This window comes from Rhizobium sp. A37_96 (assembly GCF_053521765.1).
In genome coordinates this window covers 59,687-83,404 of sequence record NZ_JBNWDS010000006.1, presented here as the reverse complement: position 1 = coordinate 83,404, position 23,718 = coordinate 59,687, and the positions used below count along the sequence as shown (strand labels likewise).

At 60.9% G+C, this 23,718-nt stretch carries 21 protein-coding genes; 12 read left to right on the top strand and 9 right to left on the bottom strand.

Annotated elements, in window-relative coordinates:
- The 3 genes from minD to ACQZ6J_RS17585 all read left to right on the top strand — a co-directional run bounded on the left by minD (position 1) and on the right by ACQZ6J_RS17585 (position 2,159).
- Positions 1-816 carry a septum site-determining protein MinD gene (gene minD, locus ACQZ6J_RS17595; protein ID WP_163990367.1) on the top strand — a complete coding sequence of 272 codons (816 nt, stop codon included), beginning with the start codon at positions 1-3 and terminating at the stop codon, positions 814-816.
- Positions 813-1,073: a cell division topological specificity factor MinE gene (minE, locus tag ACQZ6J_RS17590; RefSeq protein WP_163990369.1), complete on the top strand. Its 261-nt coding sequence runs from the start codon at positions 813-815 to the stop codon at positions 1,071-1,073. The genes minD and minE overlap by 4 nt, the downstream gene beginning before the upstream one ends.
- A gap of 351 nt (positions 1,074-1,424) precedes the next feature.
- On the top strand, positions 1,425-2,159 hold the full coding sequence (locus ACQZ6J_RS17585; RefSeq protein ID WP_449085025.1) for a polysaccharide deacetylase family protein: 735 nt from the start codon (positions 1,425-1,427) through the stop codon (positions 2,157-2,159).
- A gap of 15 nt (positions 2,160-2,174) precedes the next feature.
- Here the strand turns inward: ACQZ6J_RS17585 and ACQZ6J_RS17580 are convergent, their stop codons facing one another.
- Positions 2,175-2,783 carry a TetR/AcrR family transcriptional regulator gene (locus ACQZ6J_RS17580; protein ID WP_449085024.1) on the bottom strand — a complete coding sequence of 203 codons (609 nt, stop codon included), beginning with the start codon at positions 2,781-2,783 and terminating at the stop codon, positions 2,175-2,177.
- A 111-nt stretch (positions 2,784-2,894) separates the two neighbouring features.
- On the opposite strand from ACQZ6J_RS17580, the gene ACQZ6J_RS17575 reads away from it, so the two are divergent.
- From ACQZ6J_RS17575 to ACQZ6J_RS17565, 3 genes are all read left to right on the top strand, one after another.
- Positions 2,895-3,584 (top strand): PspA/IM30 family protein, encoded by a 690-nt coding sequence (locus ACQZ6J_RS17575; RefSeq protein WP_449085023.1) that lies wholly within the window; start codon positions 2,895-2,897, stop codon positions 3,582-3,584.
- A 37-nt stretch (positions 3,585-3,621) separates the two neighbouring features.
- On the top strand, positions 3,622-3,903 hold the full coding sequence (locus tag ACQZ6J_RS17570) for a YiaA/YiaB family inner membrane protein (RefSeq protein WP_112798622.1): 282 nt from the start codon (positions 3,622-3,624) through the stop codon (positions 3,901-3,903).
- 90 nt (positions 3,904-3,993) lie between these two features.
- On the top strand, positions 3,994-7,389 hold the full coding sequence (locus tag ACQZ6J_RS17565) for an acyl-[ACP]--phospholipid O-acyltransferase (protein ID WP_449085022.1): 3,396 nt from the start codon (positions 3,994-3,996) through the stop codon (positions 7,387-7,389).
- A gap of 379 nt (positions 7,390-7,768) precedes the next feature.
- Here ACQZ6J_RS17565 and ACQZ6J_RS17560 read toward each other — a convergent pair whose 3' ends face one another.
- From ACQZ6J_RS17560 to ACQZ6J_RS17550, 3 genes are read right to left on the bottom strand one after another with little or no spacing between them, the layout of a single operon-like run.
- The gene (locus ACQZ6J_RS17560) at positions 7,769-8,806 is read right to left on the bottom strand and encodes an ATP-binding protein (RefSeq protein ID WP_449085021.1); all 1,038 of its coding nucleotides are present in this window, start codon (positions 8,804-8,806) and stop codon (positions 7,769-7,771) included.
- On the bottom strand, positions 8,806-9,510 hold the full coding sequence (locus tag ACQZ6J_RS17555) for a response regulator (protein WP_449085020.1): 705 nt from the start codon (positions 9,508-9,510) through the stop codon (positions 8,806-8,808). Before ACQZ6J_RS17555 ends, ACQZ6J_RS17560 begins: the two co-directional genes overlap by 1 nt.
- A gap of 45 nt (positions 9,511-9,555) precedes the next feature.
- Positions 9,556-11,037: a DUF4153 domain-containing protein gene (locus tag ACQZ6J_RS17550; protein WP_449085019.1), complete on the bottom strand. Its 1,482-nt coding sequence runs from the start codon at positions 11,035-11,037 to the stop codon at positions 9,556-9,558.
- Between the two features lie 767 nt (positions 11,038-11,804).
- On the opposite strand from ACQZ6J_RS17550, the gene ACQZ6J_RS17545 reads away from it, so the two are divergent.
- The 3 genes from ACQZ6J_RS17545 (at position 11,805) to ACQZ6J_RS17535 (ending at position 15,348) form a co-directional block, all read left to right on the top strand.
- Positions 11,805-13,613, top strand: a complete 1,809-nt coding sequence (locus ACQZ6J_RS17545) for a diguanylate cyclase (RefSeq protein ID WP_449085018.1) — start codon at positions 11,805-11,807, stop codon at positions 13,611-13,613.
- 107 nt (positions 13,614-13,720) lie between these two features.
- Positions 13,721-14,794 (top strand): serine hydrolase domain-containing protein, encoded by a 1,074-nt coding sequence (locus tag ACQZ6J_RS17540; RefSeq protein WP_449085017.1) that lies wholly within the window; start codon positions 13,721-13,723, stop codon positions 14,792-14,794.
- Between the two features lie 2 nt (positions 14,795-14,796).
- Positions 14,797-15,348 carry a GNAT family N-acetyltransferase gene (locus ACQZ6J_RS17535; protein WP_449085016.1) on the top strand — a complete coding sequence of 184 codons (552 nt, stop codon included), beginning with the start codon at positions 14,797-14,799 and terminating at the stop codon, positions 15,346-15,348.
- 123 nt (positions 15,349-15,471) lie between these two features.
- Here the strand turns inward: ACQZ6J_RS17535 and ACQZ6J_RS17530 are convergent, their stop codons facing one another.
- Positions 15,472-16,281: an AraC family transcriptional regulator gene (locus tag ACQZ6J_RS17530; RefSeq protein ID WP_449085015.1), complete on the bottom strand. Its 810-nt coding sequence runs from the start codon at positions 16,279-16,281 to the stop codon at positions 15,472-15,474.
- A gap of 294 nt (positions 16,282-16,575) precedes the next feature.
- On the opposite strand from ACQZ6J_RS17530, the gene leuA reads away from it, so the two are divergent.
- Positions 16,576-18,249: a 2-isopropylmalate synthase gene (gene leuA, locus ACQZ6J_RS17525; RefSeq protein WP_449085014.1), complete on the top strand. Its 1,674-nt coding sequence runs from the start codon at positions 16,576-16,578 to the stop codon at positions 18,247-18,249.
- A gap of 76 nt (positions 18,250-18,325) precedes the next feature.
- Here leuA and ACQZ6J_RS17520 read toward each other — a convergent pair whose 3' ends face one another.
- Both ACQZ6J_RS17520 and ACQZ6J_RS17515 read right to left on the bottom strand, forming a co-directional pair.
- The gene (locus tag ACQZ6J_RS17520; RefSeq protein ID WP_449085013.1) at positions 18,326-19,951 is read right to left on the bottom strand and encodes a DUF4166 domain-containing protein; all 1,626 of its coding nucleotides are present in this window, start codon (positions 19,949-19,951) and stop codon (positions 18,326-18,328) included.
- Positions 19,948-20,367, bottom strand: a complete 420-nt coding sequence (locus tag ACQZ6J_RS17515; RefSeq protein WP_163990400.1) for a thiol-disulfide oxidoreductase DCC family protein — start codon at positions 20,365-20,367, stop codon at positions 19,948-19,950. The genes ACQZ6J_RS17520 and ACQZ6J_RS17515 overlap by 4 nt, the downstream gene beginning before the upstream one ends.
- A gap of 160 nt (positions 20,368-20,527) precedes the next feature.
- On the opposite strand from ACQZ6J_RS17515, the gene ACQZ6J_RS17510 reads away from it, so the two are divergent.
- Both ACQZ6J_RS17510 and ACQZ6J_RS17505 read left to right on the top strand, forming a co-directional pair.
- Positions 20,528-21,094: a TetR/AcrR family transcriptional regulator gene (locus tag ACQZ6J_RS17510; RefSeq protein ID WP_449085012.1), complete on the top strand. Its 567-nt coding sequence runs from the start codon at positions 20,528-20,530 to the stop codon at positions 21,092-21,094.
- A 49-nt stretch (positions 21,095-21,143) separates the two neighbouring features.
- On the top strand, positions 21,144-22,112 hold the full coding sequence (locus ACQZ6J_RS17505) for a quinone oxidoreductase family protein (RefSeq protein ID WP_449085011.1): 969 nt from the start codon (positions 21,144-21,146) through the stop codon (positions 22,110-22,112).
- Positions 22,113-22,211: 99 nt separating this feature from the next.
- On the opposite strand, the gene ACQZ6J_RS17500 is transcribed toward ACQZ6J_RS17505, so the two are convergent.
- Together ACQZ6J_RS17500 and ACQZ6J_RS17495 are read right to left on the bottom strand one after the other, a co-directional pair.
- Positions 22,212-22,469, bottom strand: coding sequence for a GCG_CRPN prefix-to-repeats domain-containing protein (locus ACQZ6J_RS17500; RefSeq protein ID WP_163990405.1), 258 nt, complete (start codon positions 22,467-22,469; stop codon positions 22,212-22,214).
- A gap of 186 nt (positions 22,470-22,655) precedes the next feature.
- Positions 22,656-23,567: a phosphatase PAP2 family protein gene (locus ACQZ6J_RS17495; RefSeq protein ID WP_449085010.1), complete on the bottom strand. Its 912-nt coding sequence runs from the start codon at positions 23,565-23,567 to the stop codon at positions 22,656-22,658.
- Between the last annotated feature and the right edge of the window lie 151 nt (positions 23,568-23,718).

Below are 23,718 nucleotides of genomic sequence, written 5' to 3'. Positions count from 1 at the left end.
ATGGGCAAGGTAATCGTCGTCACATCAGGCAAGGGCGGAGTTGGAAAGACAACTTCCACGGCCGCACTGGGGGCGGCTCTGGCGCAGAGAAACGAGAAGGTCGTCGTGGTCGATTTCGACGTCGGTCTGCGCAATCTCGATCTGGTCATGGGTGCGGAACGCCGCGTCGTCTACGACCTCGTCAACGTCATCCATGGCGATGCCAAGCTGCCGCAGGCCCTGATCCGCGACAAGCGGCTGGAGACGCTCTTCCTCCTGCCGGCTTCGCAGACGCGTGACAAGGACAATCTGACGCCAGAGGGTGTCGAGCGCGTCATCAATGAGCTCAGGAGCTATTTCGACTGGGTCATCTGCGACAGCCCGGCCGGCATCGAGCGCGGCGCAACGCTTGCCATGCGCCATGCCGACGTTGCCGTCGTCGTCACCAACCCGGAAGTCTCCTCGGTGCGCGATTCCGATCGCATCATCGGCCTGCTGGATGCAAAGACGCTCAAGGCGGAGCGCGGCGAGCGCATGGAAAAGCACCTCCTGCTGACCCGCTTCGATGCCGCCCGTGCCGAACGCGGCGACATGCTGAAGGTCGACGACGTGCTGGAGATCCTCTCCATCCCGCTGCTCGGCATCATCCCGGAGAGCACGGACGTACTGCGTGCCTCCAACCTCGGTTCGCCGGTTACTCTTGCCGATGCCCGTTGCGCGCCGTCTGTAGCCTATTTCGAAGCAGCACGCCGTCTTGCCGGCGAGCAGCTGCCGATCACCATCCCCGGCGAGAAGCGGGGTATCTTCGGCAAAATCTTCGCAAGGAGGGCCGCATGAGCATTTTCGGACTGTTTCGCAAGCAGAGATCTGCACCGATGGCGCGCGAGCGCCTGCAGATCCTCCTTGCCCACGAGCGCGCCTCGGTGGGTTCGGATCTCGTATCCGTGCTGAGAGAGGAAATTCTCGCCGTCATCGCCAAGCATGTCCAGGTCGATCGTGACAAGGTGCAGGTGAAGATGGATCGCGACAAGGATGTCTCCATGCTGGAGATCGATGTCGAGATCCCGCGCGATGCGACCTTGCAGGCCGCCTGACGCAAATTGGGGCGGCAGATATGTGCGAATAATGCCAAATGGCTCTGCCATGTGGCGAAGCCTTGAAGTTTTTCGAAGTTAGCCCTTGCAAAGGGTGCGATTCGCTATTATCTGCCCTCCATCACCTGTATCGATGGCCTGCCGGGCCGGCATTTTCGTGTCGAGCCGGCGTTTGCTTTCCGGGTTAAAAAGCAAGGGCGCTCCCCGGAAACGGGTGGAGCGCCCTTTGCTTTTGTCGCGTTCGCGGCGCTTTCCTTGTCCGATGCGATATGCCAGTTTGCCTTATTCATGCGGGAGGCGGCTGGCTTGGGCGGATTGAACAGTCTGGGGAATGCACTGGGCAGATTGTTGTTGACCGCTATCCTTGTTGCGGTCTCCACCATCGCCGGCCAGGCGGCGGACAGAACGATCTATCTGACATTTGACGATGGTCCGTTGCCGGGAACGCAGAATGTTCTTTCGGTGCTGCGCCAGGAGAATGTGCCGGCCGTCATGTTCATGGTCGGGTTGCATGTGGAAACCAGCCCTGGGGGACGGGACCTGCTGGCGGAAGCCAAGGCAATGCCACTGGTGACCGTCGGCAATCACAGCTACAGCCACGCCAACAACCGCTACAGGCGATATTACTCCAATACGCAGGCTGTGGTGGCGGACATGCTGCACGCCAATCAGGTGCTTGGGTTGACGCCGACCGTGAATGCGCGGCTGCCGGGCAGGGACGTCTTCCGGCTTCCGACCGTATCGCGAGAGGATCTGTCCATCAATGTCGCCCAATGGGAGCGCGAGTGGCTGGACTATGAACTCGTCGCCGAAGCAGGCTTCTATCTCTATGGCTGGGATTTCGAATGGGTGCATCGCGATGACGGCAAGCCGGTTCAATCGGTCGACCACCTGGTCAACGAGATCGATCACCTCTTTCAATATGGCCGTTTCACCCAACGGGGAAAGATGATCCTGCTGATGCACGATCAGATGTTTCAGGACCAGTTCGACGGCCAGGAAAACCTGCAAGCCCTCATCCGCAGGCTGAAGCAACGCGGTTATGCCTTCGGCGATATCAGAAGCTACGCCTCGTCGACCCCTTGACGGGCGCGAACTTGCCTACGCCTGTCTCGCCGCGGCGCCCGCTGCAATCGTCAGGATAAAGTCATCCAGCTCCAGTTCCAGGCTCTCGATCGGCAGGCCGACGAATCGACCTTCGAGGCTGATGCTGACGACGCCGTGCACGGCACCAAACAAGGTTCTCGCGCGAATGGCCCGTGCCGTCTCGGACATCGTGGGCTGCAACTCGGCGAGCGGCGCGGCAATGACGCCCATCAGGAACATGTGTTCTTCCAGATGCCATTCGGGGCTCGGGCGGTCGTCCGGCGGTCGATGGTCGAAGAGCGCCTTCCATAGGTTGCGGTGGGTGACCGCAAACCGCAAATAGCCGCGTGCGAGGTTGCGCAGCTGGTCGGCCGGCGTGTGATTCTTGACTTCCGCGAGTGTCAGGGAAGCCTCCAGCGCCTTCAGCGTTGCCGAATTGACGTGGATGACGAGATCGTCGAGATCGGTAAAGACCGTATAGAGACCGCCGAGCGCACAGCCGACGTCCTGCGTGACGTCGCGCGCCCGCAGGTTGGAAAGCCCATCGGCCGCTATGCGATTGCGCGCCGCCTCGATCAGCCGCAGCTTCAGATCCTCGCGCTTTTCCAGCGTTTTTCTCGCCATTGTCAATTCCAATCCAATTTTTTGAACGTTGTTCAAAATTGTTCTTGAACAACGTTCATGATTCTGGCATATCTCGTTTCATGAACATCGTTCATAAACGGGAGACGACAAATGTTCAATGTAATTCTGACGCTCATTCGCGGTCGGGCCTTCGATGCGGAGCAGGCGTTCATCGATCGCAACGCCGTGCCGCTGCTGGCGCAGCAGATCCGTGACGCGGCAAGCGCCATTCAGTCGGCGCGCCGCGCGGTGGCAATCGCCGTCGCGCAGAACGAACAGGAAAAGAGCCAGCACGCGGCGGTTGCCGGCCGCATCGCGGACCTGGAAAGCCGGGCCGTTGCCGCCTTGCAGAAGGGCAGCGACGAACTTGCCAGACAGGCGGCCGAGGCAATCGCCCAGCTTGAAGCCGAGCGCGACGCTTCCGAGAAGGCGCAGGCGCAATTTACCCAGACAATCGGCAGGCTCAAGGCCACGGTCCAAGCATCGGAAGCGCGTCTGCAGGAGTTGCAGCGCGGCGAGCGGCTGGCGCGCGCCACGGCGCAGACGCAGAAGCTGAATGCCGCCTGTGACGATAATTCCGGCCTGGCAACCCTGGACGAGGCCGAGGAAACCTTGGCCCGCCTTCGGGCCTACCAGGGGCGCTGCGAGATTGCGGCCTCGACCATGAAGGAAATGGACGCGTCGAGCCGGCAGACGGCCATCGTCGAAAAGCTTGCCAATGCCGGCTTTGGTGCACCGCTTGGCCCTTCGGCGGACGACGTGCTCGCCCGCCTTCGCGCGCGCATGAATTCAGCAGCCTGAACCCGAACACACCAAACCCATAAGAGAGGACACGACCATGAACGACAGCTTCCAGAAACACTCGCAGGCTTGGGTCAGCTTTTCCTATATTTCCTTCGGCGCCGCCGCCTTCATGCTCTTCGTCGGCCTTTACATGATGCCGATCGATCTCTGGGGCAAAGGCTATCTCGCCATGGGCATCCTGATGTTGGTGCAGACGGCGGTCAATGTCACCAAGACGATCCGCGACAACAGCGAGGCTGACAAGCTGATCCGCAAGGTGGAGGATGCCCGCACGGAGAAGCTGCTCGTTAAGTTCAATCGTGACGGTCAGGACTAAACTTTGTTAACGACGCCGCAGAGTTGCATTGGCGCTCAACCTTTGCGTAATAACTCTGTGGCGTCTTGTTGGCTGAACGAGGGGTACGTCATGCAAAACCACCTGATGAAATCGAGGAAATTCGCGCCGCTGTTCTGGACGCAGTTCCTCACCGCCTTCAACGATAACTTTCTCAAGCAGACACTGGTTTTCGTCATTCTCGCGCAGATGGCGACGGAAGGTGCGGCGCTGGTGACGCTTGCCGGCGGCATCTTCATTGTGCCGTTTCTGCTGTTGTCGGCGATTGCCGGCGAGCTTGCCGACAAATACGACAAGGCCAAGATGGCGGAGCTTCTGAAGCGCTGCGAGCTTGGGGTCGCAGCCATTTCCGTCGTCGGCATCGCCTTCTCCTCGATCTGGATCCTGATGCTCGCCCTCTTCGGCTTCGGCGTCATTTCCTCTCTTTTCGGGCCGATCAAATACGGCATCCTGCCGGATCACCTGGAAAACAGGGATCTCCCGAGGGCCAACGCCTGGATCGAGGGCGGCACCTTCATCGCCATTCTCACCGGCACCATGGTCGCCGCGGTCGCCTTTCGCGAGGGCGAGAATGTCTGGATCTTCGGCCCGATGATGATGGGGCTTTCGATCCTTTGCTGGTTTTCCGCCCGCATGATCCCCTCGACCGGCTCCAAGGCGCCGGATCTCGTCGTCGATACCAATGTCGGCCGTTCAAGCTACAGGCTGGTCAACGAGCTTCGCGCCGACAGCCGCATCTGGCGCGCATCGCTGATGAACTGCTGGTTCTGGTTCGTCGGCGCCTTCATCATGTCGATGCTGCCGGTCATGGTGACCGACATTCTTGGCGGCTCGGAAATCGTCGTTCCCGCCTATCTGGCAATCTTTGCGGTGTCCGTGGCCATCGGCTCGGCTATCGCCGGCTGGATGGCTGCCGGCCGCATCGTGCTTCTGCCGGCGCCTGTCGGCATGCTGATCGTCGCTCTTTTCGGTCTCGATCTCGCCTGGAACCTCTGGGGTCTGCAGTCGACCGCCCATGCCGAAACCATTCTCGCCTTCTTTGAGGGGCCGAAGACGATCCGCGTCGCCATCGATCTTGCCGGCATGGCAATCGGCGGCGCTTTCCTTGCCGTTCCGACCTTTGCGGCCATGCAGAGCTGGGCAAACGAGGATCGCCGCGCCCGCGTCATCGGTGCGGCGAACGTGCTGTCCGCTCTCTTCATCGCGGTCGGCCTGGCGCTTGTGGCCGTCCTGCAGGCCGTCGGCCTGTCGGTTCCGGTCATTATTCTCAGCATCTCCGTGCTCAACATCGCGATCGCCTGGGTCATGCTGAAGATGCTGCCCACCAACGCCTTCCGCGACCTCATCTCCATCATTTTCCGCGCCTTCATGCGGTTGGAAGTCGAGGGACTGGAAAATATCCGCAAGGCGGGTCCCGCGCCGATCATCGCGCTTAACCATGTGAGCCTGCTCGATGGCGCGCTGGCGCTCGCCATCACCGAGGAAGAGCCCGTCTTCGCCATCGACTATGCCTTCGCCAAGAAATGGTGGGTGCGGCCGCTGCTGACAAAGTGCAAGTTCCTGCCGCTCGACCCGACGAAGCCGATGGCGACGCGTTCGCTGATCAAGGTGATCCAGGACGGCAGCCCCGTCGGCATCTTTCCCGAGGGGCGGCTGACCGTGACAGGCACGCTGATGAAGGTCTACGACGGCGCCGCCATGGTCGCAGACAAGACCGGTGCGATGATCGTGCCCGTTCGCATCGACGGCCTTGAAAAGAGCTACGCCTCCTATCTGACGTCGAGCCATGTTCGCCGCCGTCTTTTCCCCAAGGTCAAGGTCACGATCCTGGAGCCGGTCAAGCTTGACGTCCCGGCGGAGCTGAAGGGCAGGAAGCGCCGCATCGCCGCCGGTGCCGCCCTCTATCAGATCATGTCGACGCTGATGTTCCGCACCGCCGACATGAACAACACGGTCCTCGGCCGCGTCATCGAAAGCGCCCATGAGTACGGCGGCAAGAAACTCGCGGTCGAGGATCCGATTGCCGGCAAGCTTTCCTATGCCAAGCTTCTGACCGCCGCCGCGGTGCTCGGCGCGAAGTTCAGGAAGATGTTCCCTGAGGAAAAGACGCTCGGCGTCATGCTGCCGAATGCAAACGGCACGGCGGCTACGGTCCTCGGCGTCATGTCGGCAGGCAAGGTTCCGGCCATGCTGAATTTTACGGCGGGTGCGACCAATATCCTGTCCGCCTGCCGGACCGCCGAGGTCAAGCACGTCCTTAGCTCGCGCGTCTTCATCACGCAGGCCAAGCTCGGCCCGGTGGTCGAGGAACTCGAAAAGCAGGTGGCGTTCGTCTGGCTGGACGAGCTGCGCACGCAGGTCACTTTCCTCGACAAGATCGTCGGTCTCATCCGTAAATATCGACCGTTGGTCAAGCGCAGCGCCGATGATCCGGCAGTCATCCTTTTTACCTCCGGTTCCGAAGGTGCGCCGAAGGGCGTGGTGCTGAGCCATCGCAATATCCTGTCGAACGCCGCCCAGGCGGCCTCGCGCATCGACTTCCATCCCGGCGACAAGGTGTTCAACATCCTGCCGATGTTCCACTCCTTCGGCCTGACGGCCGGCACCATCCTGCCGCTGGTCTCGGGTGTGCCAATCTTCCTCTATCCGTCGCCATTGCACTATCGCATCGTGCCGGAGCTGATCTACGTCTCGAACGCGACCATTGTCTTCGGCACGGATACGTTCCTGAACGGCTATGCGCGCAGCGCTCACCCCTACGACCTGAGGTCGATCCGCTATATCTTCTCCGGCGCAGAGCCGGTGAAGGCCTCGACCCGCGAGGTCTATATGGAGAAATTCGGTCTGCGCATCCTGGAGGGCTATGGCGTTACCGAGGCAGCCCCGGTCATCTCGCTGAACACGCCGATGTACAACCGCACGGGAACGGTCGGCAAGATCATGCCCGGCATGGAATGGAAACTCGAGCCGGTTCCCGGCATCGACGAGGGCGGCCGTCTTCACATCCGCGGCGCCAATGTCATGGCCGGCTACCTGCGGGCCGACAATCCGGGTATCCTCGAGCCGCTGCCGGAGGGCTGGCACGATACCGGTGACATCGTCACCATCGACGAAGACGGTTTCGTCAAGATCCGCGGCCGCGCCAAGCGCTTCGCCAAGATCGGCGGCGAAATGATTTCGCTGGCCGCGGTGGAGACCCTTGCGGCGCAGCTTTGGCCGGGTGCTCTCAGCGTCGTCTCGGCGGTGCCCGATGCCAAGAAAGGTGAGCGTCTCGTGCTCCTGACCGACGCACCCGAGGCCACGCGAAGCGATTTCCTGGCATTCGCCAAATCGAAGGGCGCCACGGAAATGATGGTTCCCGCCGAAGTCACCGTTGGCAAGGTTCCTGTCCTCGGTTCCGGCAAAGTCGACTTCGTGACGGCGCGTGCCATGGCTTTGGAAGCTCAGGCGCAATCGCAGGCGGCGTAGGGGCCGGCTCTAAACATTGGAGCGGTCGATGGTCATAGCCATCGGCCGCTTCTATCTTGGATAAGCGCAGCATAAGACATTATGTAAATTCGGAATGATTCTCGCGTGACATCAAAATGAAGCCGTTGCGACTCATATGCGCTGCAATATCACTCTGCCTATTTGGCCTTGTGATCTACCATTTCTATATCGGTGTCACCATGTCTCCACTCGCTGTTGCGGAGGCTTGCGAGGGCTTTGACAACTCGACGCATGAAAAAGGCTGCTTCCCTGAATTGGAGCACCTATTCTTAGGGTTCATTTTTCTCGGGCCAGCCATCATTACCTGCTCTCTGGCTTTGGCCGGAAGGAAGAAACTGCGGTCCAAAGTGTAAATGAGCTATTGGTCAGTAGCGGAAAACAGTGACGCGTAAGGCAAGACGATCTGAAAGGCCGTGCCGTCTTTGCTGCTCTCAAGCAGCTCAATGCTGCCGCCATGCGCTGCGAGCATCGCTCTGATGATGCCGAGGCCCATGCCCGTGCCGCCGTCCTCGCGTCGTGTCGAGAAGAAGGGTTCGAAGATGTGATCCCGATTGCCATCGGCAACGCCGCGCCCATTGTCGCGCACTTGGATCGTCATTTTCCGCTCTTCGTCGCTTGCCTTGATTGCAAGGGTTGTGGCGCCGTTCTGAAAGGCATTTTCCGCAAGATTGGAGAAGACAATGCCGGCTGCTTCGACTGGCAGAGTCAGCATCACGTCGTCGTCGGCGCCTTCGTTGCTGATAGCCAGTTGGCGAAACTGCATTTTGAGCTGGGCGATAATGTCGCTAAGGCTGCTTGTACCCTGCTCGGACGGCAGTTCGGCTTTCGCCAGTTCCCGCAGGCGCGACAACAGCCGGTCCAGCCGTTCGGTATCGGCGATGATGTTGGCAAGGAATCGCTCGCGCTGCTCCGGGCTCATCGGATTGCTGTCGTCATCGTCGCGCAGCAGCTCCGCCGCGCCCTTGATCGAGGTGAGCGGCGATTTCAGCTCGTGGGAGACATGGGTGGCAAAGGATCGCACGTAGTCGGAGTGGTCGACCAGTTTGCCGGCGAGGTCGAGAAAGCTCTGCGAGAGGCTTGCGACCTCGCGCGTACCATAGATTTCGAGCGGCCGGATCGCAGAGCGTCCACCGCGAGCGATCTCGTCCGTGCGGGCGATCAACGCGTTGATTGGCACGGTCAGGGTGCGTGTCAGTACATAGGCGACGCCCAAGGTCAGGATGAGGACGACGGCAAGGGTTGCGATCTCGGCCGGCGCGATGGCGCCGGAGGCGGCGCGCACGACGCGAAACCAGATGAGGGTCAGCACCGGAAGCGTCATCACCGTCAGAAGCACGGCATAGACGATGACGGCGAGCGGCGGCCGCCATTTCGGCTTAACCCGTGGCGCGCGCATCAGGCGCTTCCTTCCATGCCCGATGTCAGCTTGAAGCCGATACCGTGGACGGTGGCGATGATGCCCTTGCCGCCGGCCGCCGCAAGCTTGGCGCGGATATTGCGGATATGGCTATCGATGGTGCGATCGGCGACCTGCATATCGGTGCCGTAAGCGGCCTCCATAAGCTGATCGCGGCTGAACACGATCTCCGGCCGCGACAATAGCGTGTCGAGGATCGCGAATTCCAGCGCCGTCAAGGCGAGCGGCATATCGCCGAAACTGGCGGTACGGCCACCTCGATTGAGCCGCAACGATCCCATGGAAATGGAGCGGTTGTTCGTGTCCGGCTGCGAATCGTGCCCGCTTCGCTTGAGGATGGCCCGAACCCGCGCGACCAGTTCGCGTGGGCTGAAGGGTTTTGTCACATAATCGTCGCCGCCTATTTCCAGGCCGACGATCCTGTCGATTTCCTCGTCGCGGGCCGAGAGGAAGAGGATTGGAACATTCGAGGTCTTCCGGACGCGCCGGCAGACTTCCAGCCCATCCATTTCAGGCATGCCGATATCGAGCACGAGCAGATCGAGGCCGCCCCTGTGAAAGGCCATCATGGCCTCGGTGCCATTACGGGCTGTCGTCGTCTTCATGCCGGCGCGATCGAGCGCGAAACAGATCACGTCGCGTATATTGGGCTCGTCGTCGACGACGAGGATGCGCTGTGCCATGTGAGATGCGTCCCGGTTCACCCGCCCGTTTTCTTCGTTTCGGCCTCATCTTGCAAGTGCTGCCTCGTTTCTGAGGTCGTCGTCGAGGCGCGCGGCGCGATATGTCCAGCTTCGCCAATCGGGCGAGCGGCCCTCATGCTGCCGTAGAAGCGCGTCCCGCACCCTGCGGACGTCGCTGTCGGCAGGCAGCGATACCAGATAGGTATCGAGTGCCGGGATGGCCGATGGGCCGAGCGCTGCGAGATAATCAAGGTCAAGCACGATGCCTTCACCCGATATTTCGCGACTGTGGGCGACATTGAAGCGGGCAATGAGGGCGGGGATATCGGCCAGTGCGGCGGCGTAAAGCGTCATGGCCAGCGTCGCGGAGCTGAGTGCGATCAGCCATTCGTTGGAGCGGCGAAGCAGAATGCGCAGCAGGATGAAGAAAAGGCCGACCGCCACGAGGCCCATCCATATGCCGGCCGCAACGCGCAGCTCCGTCAGCGAATAGACTTCGACGTAGAGATCCAGGCGTAGAATCGAGGAGAGGCAGAGCAGGATATTCTGGGCGATCCACAGATGCACCAGGCCGCGAACAAGGACGCTTTTGTCTCCCGGACCGCCGGGGCGCATGGCAACAAGCACGAAGATGGCGGCAAGAAGCGCGGTGACCATCAGCGGATAGGCGCCGCGATGAGCATATTCGGCATGGCTCATGCCATCGGGCAGGCTCGCTCCGCCCCAGAGATAGGTAAGATCGAGCAGCGTCTGCACGGCGAACAGTGCGTTGAACACGATCAGCGAACGTAGCAACGCGGCATGGCCGAACAGCCCATCCTCAACTCTCGTGACGACTTCCGCGGCCCCGCGCCGATGATGGCGGCGCCGCATCAGGCCTGGGCGCAACAGCACGGAAAGGACGGCTGCGACAACAAGCCAGAAGCCGATGCGCCACATGCTCAGCAATTGCAGCAGGAAGGTGAGGTCGATGCTGCGCAGTGTCTTGTCGATCAGCGGATTGGCCGCTGCGAAGAGCGCAAGAAAGCCGGCGGCAAACGTCAGCGGCATGATCCAGCCGCGAAGGTGATGGCGAACGCCTCGCGCCGATGGCTTTTGCAGGCGTTGCAACCAACGATAGCTCACACGTCGGAAAGGCCGTGTCGGCAAGTCCAGGACGAAGCGGAGAAGCACGAGCGGCAGGCGGGTCCATTGCCGGGGCAACAGTCCGCTGGCGCCAAGCGAGACGCAGGAAAGGCCGAGCAGGCAGATCGTAATGCCCATCCAGGATGGGGTCTCGATAAGAGGGACCGATGCGATGAGACCGCATAACAGGAGCCCAGCAGCTTTCGAAAAGGACAGGGATTTTCTGGAGCAGATCAGTAGACCGGCCGCGACGGCATTGGCAAAAACGAAGAGGTTGAGGCCGGGCTCCCTGTCGAAAAGAAGAAAGTCGGCAAATATTACAAGAGCGAAAAGTATCAGGAATTTGCGATTGGAGTTGCTTGTTGGGTTGGCGGGAAGGGTAGGGGCATCGGATATGCTCATCGGCATCGGCTCCCCGCGCGGCGTTCGATGGCGGCAAAGGGTATGATGGTGGCAGGCTGAGCCGGCAAATCGGCCTGAGAGTGACGATTGTCCGCCAGCCACCAGCCTTCCCTAAGGAGGCTATGTGGCAGGCGAACGGATGGAGTGCTTGGTGTCTCGGATGTGTTGCTCATGGTGCGACGTTGACGCCGGGCTTTGCAGAAACTGTGCAGAGCACGAGCAGCTGTTCAGGAAAATTGGTGAAGTTGGAAAGTCGGCCTCGTGGGCATTGTGCGAGATCTGAACAGCAATTGCTTCAGGTGACGCTAATCTTAGCCAGGATAAATTTGAACTTTGAGCGATAGACGTGCCGAAATGGGGCAGTCACTTGTGGAACTTAAGCTTGTGTTTTCCAGCTTCCAGTCACCCTATGGATTGCTGGTTTGAAAATCGATTTGTTGTCCGTGCTGTCGTACTCACCCCTGACGACAGCCGGGAGTCTCGGCGGCGGCCCTTCAGCTGCAACTGAGATTCCCGTCAGAGAAAACCGATGTCGTCGGGTTATACCCCGAACGAAGCAAGCGGCGGCTTGGAAGCATCGGGATATCGGGATCCGGCGCTGTGCGAGCTTCGCGGAGTGGCGATCGCCGGAGGATAAGCGTCAAATAAGCCGGCAATCAGCTTTCCATGCCGCTTGTTCAGGCTTTATCCTACGAGCAAGTGTCATAACTGAAGACTCGCCTGACAAGGACTTCAGAAATGCATGAGCGAGGCGCAGAGGACGGCATATGAGAATTACGACAATTACGAATTGGGCCTACGGCATCACCGTGGTCCTGACCGTGCTGTCCGCCGTGGCGTTCATTCTGTCGGCTCGGAGTGCTGTGCAGGAAAGGCAGGCCGTCGAACAGCATCTGCTGCTCAACAGCATGGGCGAGGAGCTTGCCCTCGGTGCCGAGGAAACGACCGATGAAGCCCGTCTCTACGTGATGCGCGGAGAGGAGAGGCATCTCGATGCTTTCACCGTCGATGAAGGCGAAGAGCGTCGTCGCGATACGGCGATCAACAACCTGCGCGGCATCGGCATACCGGATGCGGAGCTTGAGGTGGTCGAAGACGTGGCGGTGAACGCGCAAGCGCTGGACAAGGTGGAAGAAGCCGCGGTCGCCGCCTATACCGGCGGCAATCAGGCCGGTGCGCGGGACGCCCTGTTCGGCCCGGAGCACGAACGCGTGCAGACGACGCTTCTCAACAGCGTCAGCCAGTTTCGCGCATTGGCGACGGCTCGCACCGAGGCCGCCGTCCGCTCGGCACAGGCGCGCAGCGATCTCTGGGCCGATGTCGCCAAGGTGATGCTCGCATTGACTGCGGCGATTTTTCTCGGCGTGCTCTATTTTATCTTGCGGCGGCGGGTTGCGCTGCCGCTGGTCCGCATGACAGGAATCGTCAACCGGCTGGCAAAGCAGGACTATGCCGTCGAAGTGCCGACCGATCGCCGTCGCGACGAGATCGGCGAAATGAACGACGCCATACAGATTTTTCGCGAGAACGGCCTGGAGCGCAACCGGCTGGATGCCGAGCGCAAGCGCGACCTGGAGACCAAGGATCTCATCCTGCAGATGATGCACCGTCTGCAGGCCTGCTACGCACAGGGTGAGCTTGCCGAAGTGGTCGCGCTTTTCGTGCCGCAGATCTTTCCCGGCATCGCGGGATGTCTTTATACGATGAACGAGAGCAGGACGGCGTTGACGGAAGTCAGCCGATGGCTGGATCCCACCCATACCGAGCCTTCTTTTGCAGCGTCCGCCTGCTGGGGCCTGCGCCGGGGGCGACCGCATGTCAGCCATGTGGCGAACAACGATATTCCCTGCCAGCATCTGGATGACTCCGGCGTACCCGGCCTCTGCGTTCCCCTGACAGCGCTCGGCGAGGCCATCGGCCTGCTTTATTTCGAGGACCGCTCGAAGGACGCGACCGCTGCCGATGCGCCACGGCTCTATCTGGAGCTGATCGCAGAAAATATCGGCCTTGCCATCGCCAACCTGCAATTGCGTGACAGGCTCATCAATCTTGCCGTGCGCGATGCGCTGACCGGTCTGCTCAACAGGCGCTCCCTGGACGAGACGCTCAACAATCTCCACAGGGATCAATCCGCCCGCACGGTCATCTGCATGATGATCGACATCGATCACTTCAAGCGCTTCAACGACGAGTTCGGCCATGACGCCGGCGACGAGGTGTTGCGGCATGTCGGGCAGATTGTCGCCGATACGGTCGGCGAAGCCGGCACGGTCTATCGCTTCGGCGGGGAGGAGCTGACCGTCATTGCCACCGACATGGCCGACGAGGCAGGCTTTGCGCTGGCCGAGAAGCTTCGCATGCGCGTCTTCGCCACACCATTTTCCTATCGCGCGCGCATCGTCGGGCCGCTGTCCGTTTCCGTGGGGATCGCCTCGTCTCCGGTTTCGGGCCCGACCACGACCTTGATCAACCGCGCGGACGGAGCTTTGCTGAAGGCTAAGCTGAACGGGAGAAACAGGACGGTAGCCGCGTTTGCTTTGGAGGCGGAAGAAGAAGCGAAGATGGGGCAGGCCTGATTTGAAGTCGGCGGGCGCGACGGCGGAATTGCCGTTGGATCGCCTTGCCGGGTACGCGCTTTGATTGTAGCTTGAGGTAAGAGCGACCTAACGCAGGCGGAGGTTTCATGGGCATCGGACAGAACGCTTCCCTCTTGTCGCCGGATGGCGAAACATTGCAGGCTGTGGGCTTCGATCCGACGCTTCGGCGCAAGCTTGAAGCCGGTATCGAAGCTGGCCTGTTACGCGACTTGCATGTGGTGCTTGCTGCGCGATCCCAGCATGTATTCCTGGAGCATTATGCCGTCGGTATCGATGAAAACTGGGGCACTCCGCTCGGCGAGGTCGCTTTCGACGCGCACACGCTGCATGATCTTCGCTCGGTCACAAAGAGCATTGTCGGTCTTCTGTATGGCATCGCGCTCGACCGGGGATTGGTCCCTCCGCCGAATGCGCCTCTCTTCGAGCAATTTCCGGAATACGACGATCTCGCCAAAGATGCCGAGCGCGCCAAGATCACCGTCGGCCATGCGCTGACCATGACGCTGGGGATGGAGTGGGACGAGAACCGTCCCTATACCGACCCGCAAAACAGCGAGATTGCCATGGAGAATGCGCCGGATCGCTATCGCTTCGTTCTGGAGCAGCCGGTGATCGCCGAGCCTGGGACGCGCTGGATTTATTCCGGTGGCAGCGTTGCGCTCGTGGGGGCCATCATCGAGCGGGGCAGCGGCAAGCGGCTACCCGATTTTGCGCGGGATGTTCTCTTCGAGCCGCTGGGTATCGCACAGTTTCATTGGACGGCCGGATATGACGGCGTGGCTTCGGCCGCATCCGGCTTGCGACTGACTGCTCCCGACCTGCTGAAGATCGGCATGCTTTTGCTTCGGAAGGGCGTGTGGAACGGCCATAGGATCGTTTCGGAGGATTGGATCAGTCAATCCTTGACGCCGGCGATTTCGACTGAGGATGGTCTGAGCTATGGCAGGCTGTGGTTTTGCGGAGATGCGCCGGCACCGGCATTCGCCAATTCGCGTCCGTGGTATGCCGGGTTCGGAAACGGCGGGCAGAGGCTCTGGCTCATGCCCGATGCGGATATCGCCGCCGTCATCTATTCCGGCAAGTACAATTCATGGGACGCCTGGATAACGCCCAACCGCGTCTGGCGCGAGATCATCCTTGCCAATTTCCTGAGAGCCTGAAATTGGCGCCGCCAAGACACAAGTTTCCCGCGCTCTTGACCGACCGGCTGCGGCTTCGGGAAGCGAGCATGGATGATTGCGACGCCTTCCAGGCGTTGATTTCTATTCCCGACGTCACGCGCTTTACGAACTGGCCCGACGCGCCGAAAAAGACACAGATGCAGCGTTACTTGAAATGGATGGACAAAATCTTCTCCAAGGGAACGGGCTGTGCCTGGATCATCGAGGATCGGGTCGCCGGCCAGTTGCTCGGCGGTATCCGCTTCAACTGGATCGACCGGCGCGCCAGATGTGCCGAGGTAGGGTATGAACTGCATCCCTCGGCCTGGGGCAAGGGGCTGATGAGCGACGCGGCGAGAGCCGTCGCCCAATGCGGCTTCGAGGAATTTTCGTTGAACCGCATCGAGGCCTGGACGCTGCCGGGAAACACCGCTTCCGATCGGGTTCTGGAAAAGGCGGGTTTCCGGTATGAGGGCACGCTTCGACAGAAAGCCCGGTTTAAGGAAGCCTTCCATGATTTTCGGATGTTCGGCTGCTTGGCCGGTGATCGATAGAGATTGTTTCTCGCCAACACCCTAGAGCTTTTCCGCTTTTCTTCGAATCGCAAAAACGCTCTATCCTTTTGTTTTTACACAATTCCGGACGGAAAATCGCTATGCACTTTTCCTGGAATTGCTCTAGCTGGTCTCGTCGGGCGGCGGCGCTGATTGAAAATAGTCCCGTGGCGAACGGCCAAGCGAGCGCCGGAACATGGCTGAAAAGGCGCTTGGGCTGTCATAGCCGCAGTCCAGTGCGACATCGAGAATGTTCCGGCCCTCCGCAAGCAAGGCCAGTGCCTTCAGCATCCGTGCCTGCTGCCGCCAGCGGCCGAAGCTCAATCCCGTCTCGCGTTGAAACAGCCGCATAAGCGTTGCCCGGCTCATATAAAGAGCGCTTGCCGCTTCTTCGATCGAAATCGTATGGGCGAGATCGCCGAGCATCGTCTCGCAGAAGGCGGAGAGAGCCGGGTGCTTCGGCAGCGGCAGGTTCAATGGCTGTGCCGGCAGGAAGGTGAGTTCGAGAAGCAGCAGCCGAATGACCGCCTCTGCCATTTCTGTGCGCTCAGGTTTGTCGACAAGGCCGGCAAGTCTCAGGATAAGCTCGCGCAAAAGCGGCGTGACCTCGACGACCATGCATTCCGTCGGCAGGGCGTCATTGCTCCCGACATCGATCAGAAGCGAGCGAAATCGAACGCTCGCGTGGCTCGCCGTCACATGCTCGAGGTTCGGCGGCAGCCAGACCGCGCGGCTTGGCGGAACGACCCAGGTGCCGCTATCCGTGGTCAACGATATCACGCCATCGACGGCGTAGAGCAACTGTGCCTGCTTATGACTATGCCGGGAGCTGGTAAAGCGGCGGTCGTCATGGGCAATAACGGCGATACCCTCGGCGACGTCGGCGCCGTGCTGCAGATAGGCTTGATCCTTTTGCGACGATAATTGATCCATATGCGTGAGAATATCAAAACCTCCGGCAATATCCTAGAACTCCTTTGAAGCAGGATAGCTCGCCAGGTGTTTGTCCCATTCCAGAATCCGCATCGATCAGACCGGCCGCATCATGCCGCCGTCGCATCGTTGCGCGTCCTGACGGACGCCAGGGCGGCATCCCGCACCTGCGCTCCTCTTTGGCTTTCCGTTGCACTGCGACTTAGCGGCGGTCGTCGGGCCTGACGGCATCCCGGCGACCGTAGGCTGCTGTCCGCTTTTTTCCCGATTAGACCGATTGCAACGGAACGGATCATGCTGAAGAATCCCGAAACCAAATATCGCCCCTTTGTCTCACCCATCGAGTTGCCGGATCGGCAATGGCCGAACAGGCGACTTGCCAAGGCGCCGCGGTGGCTCTCCACGGATCTGCGCGACGGAAACCAGGCGCTCGCCAATCCCATGGATGTCGAGCGAAAACTGCGCTTCTACGACATGCTGCTCGCCTCCGGCTTCAAGGAGATCGAGGTCGCCTTTCCATCGGCCTCGCAGATCGAGTTCGATTTCGTGCGCACGCTGATCGAGAAGGATCGCATCCCTGAGGATGTGGCGATACAGGTGCTGACCCAGTCGCGTGCCGATCTCATTGCCCGTACCTTTGAATCCCTGACGGGCGCCCGCAAGGCGATCGTCCATCTCTACAATGCCACGGCGCCGCTCTTCCGGCGCGTCGTCTTCGGCATGGATCGGCATCAGATCGTCGATCTTGCCGTCAGTGGCGTCACGGCAATGCTGGAGGAAAGCGTCAAGCGGCCGGAGACGGACTGGACATTCGAATATTCGCCGGAAACCTTCTGCTTCACCGAGCCGGATTTTGCGCTCGAGATCTGCGAGCGCGTGCTCGACGTCTGGCAGCCGACCGTGGAGCGTCCCGCTATCCTCAACCTGCCGGCGACGGTCGAGGTCGCGATGCCGAATATTTATGCCGACCAGATCGAATGGTTCTGCCGCAATATTTCGCGTCGCGAAGCCGTCATCATCAGCGTCCATCCGCACAACGATCGCGGCACGGCCGTGGCCTCGGCCGAGCAGGCGCTGCTGGCAGGCGCCGACCGTGTCGAGGGTTGCCTCTTCGGCAATGGCGAGCGCACCGGCAATGTCGATCTGGTGACACTGGCCCTGAACCTCTACACGCAGGGCATCGATCCCGGCCTCTCCTTTCCGTCGATCCGCGAGGTCGTCAAGACGGTGGAATATTGCAATGGCCTGCCCATCCATCCGCGCCATCCTTATGCGGGCGAGCTGGTGCATACGGCCTTCTCCGGTTCGCATCAGGACGCCATCCGCAAGGGATTTGCCGCGCATGAGCGCCGCAACGACGGCATATGGGAAATGCCCTACCTGCCGGTCGATCCGGCCGATATCGGCGAAAGCTACGAGGCGGTCATCCGCGTCAACAGCCAGTCGGGGAAGGGTGGCGTCGCCTGGGTGATCGAGCAGGATAAAGGTCTGAAATTGCCGCGCGCCATGCAGATCGATTTCAGCAAGCGCGTCCAGCGTCTCGCCGACAGCACCAAGAGGGAATTGACGGCCGAGGATATCTGGACGGTGTTCGCGCATGCCTATCATGTCGGCGATATCGAATGCTTCGCGCTTATCGATTATGATGGCGGCTTGCGCAGGGGACCGGCTGCGGAGCGCATCTTCACCGGCCGCATTCGTCATCGGGATCGGGACGTTACCGTCACCGGCCGAGGCAATGGCCTCGTCTCCGCCGTGCTTGCCGCGATTGAAGAGGCATTCGGTGTGATGCTCGGCGTCATCGACTATCATGAGCATGCGCTCCGCCGCGGGAGCGATGCGAAAGCCGCCGCCTATCTGCAATGCGTCCTGCCGGACGGTACGCAGGTCTTCGGCGTCGGCATCGATGACGACGTTGCGACAGCAACCGTCAAGGCTGTGCTCAGCGCGGCGAGCGCGCACGATTGACGGCTAGCCGCATCGCCCGCTATCGGCCGCGTCTCGACCGATAGCGACGAGCGTTGAACAGAGATGGCCGGCCGCATCAAGCAAGCTGCCGCAGCCAGCCTCGATAATGAACCACGGGGCCGATGACGGGCAGGGCGATCGACACGTCGAAATGGAAGCGTTCATCCTCCGCCCATTCATAGGCGTTACTGCGCGGTGCGAGGACGAGCGGCAGGCGGATGCGCAGGAGCGACCATTGCCTGATCTCCATGCTGAGCCCACTATCGCGTACAAGCAGATCGAATGCGAAGCGGAAGGGACCGAAGCGTTCGACGAGGCGGCCCCGCTCCTCGCTCAAATGGCTGGAGAAGCGCTGGCCGGAAAAATCCCGGATCCATTGTTCGATGCCGCCATGCTCCTCAAAGGAGACATGCAGCTCGTGCTTTCCCGCCGCAGGGAAACCGAATAATCCGGCAACCAGCCGGGCAGCAGGCGACTGCCCGCGGGTAACGACGGCCTCGCCGCTTGCACCGCCATCGCCAAAGACCTCGTGCATGGCGCGCACCGGCCTGGACAACTGCGTGAATGTGGAACCCATCACACGTTGATAGAGCGGCGCATAGGCTGCTTCCACCGTTTCCTCGCTGACCGTGAGATCGCGGAGCAATGTTCGGAAATCCGCAAGGGTCAGCAGGCCGCCGGCATGGCGGGCGCCGGACGAAAATCGTCCCTCGCGCAGCGCACGCGCCAGCAATTGCGCCGGAAGGGTCGGGATTTCCACGCCGTCGCCATTTTCGGCAATGAGCGTCCAGCGCCGGGATCGCATTTCGCCGTGTTGGATTCCCTTCACTACGATTGCCACGGCGGATCGGGCGGTGCCGAGCCGTGCCGTCAGGCCCTGTAATGGCAGGAGAAGATGGCTTATCTTTTTCAGAGATGCCAGCCAGCCCCAGACGACCGGCCAGGATAGCAGCCACAGAGCCAGCGTCTGAAAGGCAAATTCGGGTCCGGCCCGGAAGATGACACTCGGATGTCCGGCAATCGTGTCGACCAGCAGGTCGTGATCCGGCACATCGGCAAGCGCTACAAGTCGGTGCAGAGGAGCGTGGCCTGAGACTGCGTAGGTTTTACGCTTCACCATATGCCAGCCGATCGCGTCCCGCCACCGCCGGCCGCGCCAGAGCCGCACCGGCTTGCCGACATAACTCAGGATCGCCGATGCGACGGAGGCGCCCGCGGTTGCGCGGTTGGAAGCGCTGATCGACATGTCTATCGAACGAACGTCCTGCATGCCCTCGCCAAGCTCCGCTACGACGGCGCTCGACAGGGCCGGCACGCTCGATGCGCCTGAGATGACGGCGACGCCGGCGGCCCTGGCCTCTCCGTCGAGCGAACCGATCGCGCCGACGAAATCGCGCGCATCGGCAAGATCGATGTAGTGGACGCCGGCCTTTATGCAGGCCCGCGCGACCCGGTCGTCGCTTTGCTGGAAGGGGCCGGCCGCATCGATGAGCAAAAAGGGTCTGTGTTCGTCAAGGGTCGCGGCGATATCGCCGTTGCGATCGGCCCGCAGCGCAGTCGCGTTCGGCAATCGTGAGGCCAGCGTCTTCGCTGCTTCCAGGTTGCGTCCCGCAACCAGAACCTCGAAGCCGTCGCCGGCAAGGCGCCGCGACAGGCGCGCGCCAAACCCGCCATAGCCGCCGAGAACCAGAACCCTCTTCAAAGGATGCGGCTCGCCTGATCGGGTGTCGGCAGCCAGCAAGTCTCCCGCTTGCCGAAAATGCGATAGCGATTGCGGGCAAGCCAGCGATAGATCGGGTCGCGCAGCATGCGGGGCACGAAGCGCAGCGCGGAAATAACCTTCCAGGGCCAGCCGAGACCGCCATAGATGGCAAGCACCGCGTCGCTGTCCCGCAGCACGCCTGCACCATCCACGATAATCAGGCTGTCGGGATTGGCAGGGTCTATCCCGCAGCGACGATAGAGAGCAGCGCCGGTCTCATTCTGCATGGAAGCGAGACGGAAGCGGCCGATGCGGTCATGGCGCAATACGAACTGGGCATTGGCCGAACACAGCACGCACATGGCGTCGAATACGATGATCGGCCCTTGATAGTCGCTGATGTTGCTTTTGCTCATGCTGGCGTTTTCTGTGATCCGGTCTACCCCCACAGACTTGCCCGGTTGAGTTCCCGCCGTCAATTGCACGTTTTCCGGGGCAGCCATGCCAAACCGGCAAAAGACGTGAGATGATGGTCTCGTTCTTGACCGGTCGTTCTGAAATTCCTATCTTAGGGTCATGGCACGACCAAAAGAATTCGATGAAATGACGGCTCTGGATGCTGCGATCGGGGTTTTCCGCGATAAGGGATATGCTGCGACCTCGGCATCCACGCTCGTCGATGCGCTTCATATCGGCCGCCAGAGCCTCTACGACACGTTCGGCGACAAATGGCGCCTGTATCTCGAAGCCGTGCGTCGATATGCGGCACAGGAGACCGATGCGCATCTCGCGGCATTGAAAACTGGGCCGCGGGCTTTCGATGGTATCGAGGCCATGCTGATGCGGGTCGTGGCCACGGCCTCGGAAACCTGCCTCGGCGTCGGTTCGATTTGCGAATTCGGAACCACGCAGCCGGAACTTACGAAAATCCATGAAGCCGCAGGCTTGCGCCTGCATTCCGCCGTCCTTGAACGGGTGCGTAGCGCGCAGAGCGAGAGCAGTATTGCTTCCGTCATCGACCCTGAGCAGGCAGCACAGTTCTTGACGGCAAATATCGCCGCAATCCGCGTGGCGGCCAGGGCCGGTTCGAGGGCCGAGGATCTCTCCGCTCTTGCCCGCCTTGCTCTTCGCGGCCTGCGCTAGGAATTTTTTTGCTTAATTCTGGAACGATCATTCAAATAAGGAGATGCAGATGAAATCGATCGTCATGACCGCCGTCGGTGGTTCGAACGTCCTGGAGTATGTCGACCGACCGGATCCGCTCCCCGGCGCGGGAGAGGTTCTGGTGCAGGTCCATGCCGCCGGTGTGAATTTCATGGATATCGGCGTCCGGCAGGGAATGGCCTGGACGCATATGCCCAATCCCAAGACGCTTGGCGTCGAAGGCGCAGGAAGGGTGCTTGCGTTGGGCAAGGATGTCGCAAGCGTCAAGATCGGCGATCGTGTCGCCTGGGTCTATGCGCCCGGAAGTTACGCCGAGCGCGTCGTCATGCCCGAAGCCTCCCTGGTCAAGGTGCCTGACGCGATCGATGATCGCACCGCCGCCGCGATCATGATGCAGGGGCTGACGGCCAGCCATTTCGCGACTGATTTCTATCCCGTGCAACCGGGCGACATCGCGCTCGTCCATGCAGCAGCAGGCGGTGTCGGCCTGCTGCTGACCCAGATCATCAAACTGCGTGGCGGCCATGTGATCGGCCGTGTCTCCAGTCAGGCCAAGGTCGATGTTGCGAAATCCGCGGGTGCCGACCATGTCATCGTCGATGCGGAAGGCAAATTCGCCGAAGAGGCCATCCGCTTGTCCGGCGGCGGGGGTGTCCATGTGGTCTATGACGGCTCGGGTCCGACGACGTTTCAGGGCTCCCTGGATTCTCTTCGTCGGTCGGGGACCTTCTGCTGGTTCGGCCCGGTGCTGGGCGGCCCCGGTCCGCTCGATATCATGAGCCTGCCGCGCAGCATCAAGATCGGCTACGCCGTCTTCTCCGACCATATTCACACGCCGGAGCTGTTCAGGGCGCATTCGACCCAGCTCTTCGAATGGATCGAGCAAGGTAAACTGACGGCCACCATAGGCGGGGTCTACCCGCTGGCGGACGCTCGGCGTGCGCATGAGGATATGGAGAGCCGCAGAACGACGGGGAAATTGCTTCTTCTGCCTTGACCAGGCAGACGGGCATCGAAGCCGGCAAGGCGACAGAGCTATCGGCCGGCGCGCGACCCGATCTCCAGGACCGGGTCGCGTCCCAATCAGGATAGAGGCTTAGCGGTAGCGCCAGCCACCATGCCACCGCTCACGGTGCACCCAATAGCGGTGCCCATCCCAGTATCCGCGTCCCGGATAAAAGACGCCGACTGCCGGTCCGGCCGGCACAACGACGACCGGCCGTCCTTCGTTCGGGCGGCAATGGCCATAGGGACCACGATGAAAGCCGACGCCGCAGCCCTCGCGCGCTTCGACCGGGGAGATCGTCGCAAAGCAAGCAGTTGCAGCAAAAGCCAGTAATATGATCTTTTTCATGATGTCCTCATTCATCCTTGAAGAGCTTAGGCTGTTGTCCCTTCAGCGATTGAACGGCCGTGATCGGCAAATCCGTCGCTGCGTCTCGATCAATTTTGCATTCACATCATAATCACATCGGGGAGGCCGGGCTTATGCGGCGCTCACGTCCTTAAGCTTAGCCGAAAACAGCACTCGCAGGCTAGCTCAGGACCGAACTTCGAGAATCCCGGATGTGTGTCCGGCCTTTGCTGGGCATCCCTTGGCGGCGGGTACCACTTTTTTTCCCATCCTGGGCATGCCCCGTGCCAAGGCACGCAGAACGGCCAGGAGTGTTTTGTATTGCTCTCCCGGGCACAGGCGACCGTCGGCGCCATAGGCAAAGAGAAGGCGACGCCCGGCAAAGATATGCGCCAGCCATAGTGCGAAGGCCACGCCGATGCCCCAGCCCATCAGGGTGTCGCTTGCCCAATGAGCGCCTACCCACTGACGCGACACGCAGATCAACACACCGACGGGCATGAATACCGGGCGGAGGCGGGGAAAGACGAGTGCCAGCGACATGGCCATGGCGCCTGCCGTGGCCGAATGTCCGGAAGGAAACGATGCGAAGTCGGAGTGAAAGGCGAAAGGTCGAAAGGAGAATGCGCCGTTCGTCTGCAGGAGCTCCGGCCTGGCGCGGCCGATGACGTTCTTGGCAAGTGAATCGACAATGCCGCCGCCGGCAACCGCCAGGAAGACGAACGCCGCCGCGGCAGCGATGAGATCCGTGCCTGTGCGTATCGATTTCCGCAACGTTTGCGCCGGTGCGAGGATGGCGAATATCAGCAGGGCGCCGCTGAATGAGAGCACAAGCAGCCCGGTGCCGAGACTGCTGATCCATTTGGCCATGCCACGCAACTGCTGAGGAAACGACGTCATCCAGATGCCCAGCGGATAATCGGCTGCCCACATGACGAACAATGACAGGACGAGGAAAATGGCGATGACGGCCAGTGGCCGCTCGAGAAATGCGCGATTTGCCGGAGGCGCAACCACAGGCGCGTTGAAGACGCAGCGAAGTCCGGCGACCACGCGTCTGCAACCGGTGTCGGCAGATCGCTCCAGCGCTTTTTTCACAGCCCTTTGGCCTCGCCGCCATGCCCGCATAAAGCCGACTTTCCGTTGCCGTCGATCACTCATCCATGAAGCCGGTGTTTGCGAACACGGATTTTCTCTTCATTTCCTTGAGGCAAGGCTGCTACAGCGACTCGCTGACAGCCGCCTGAAA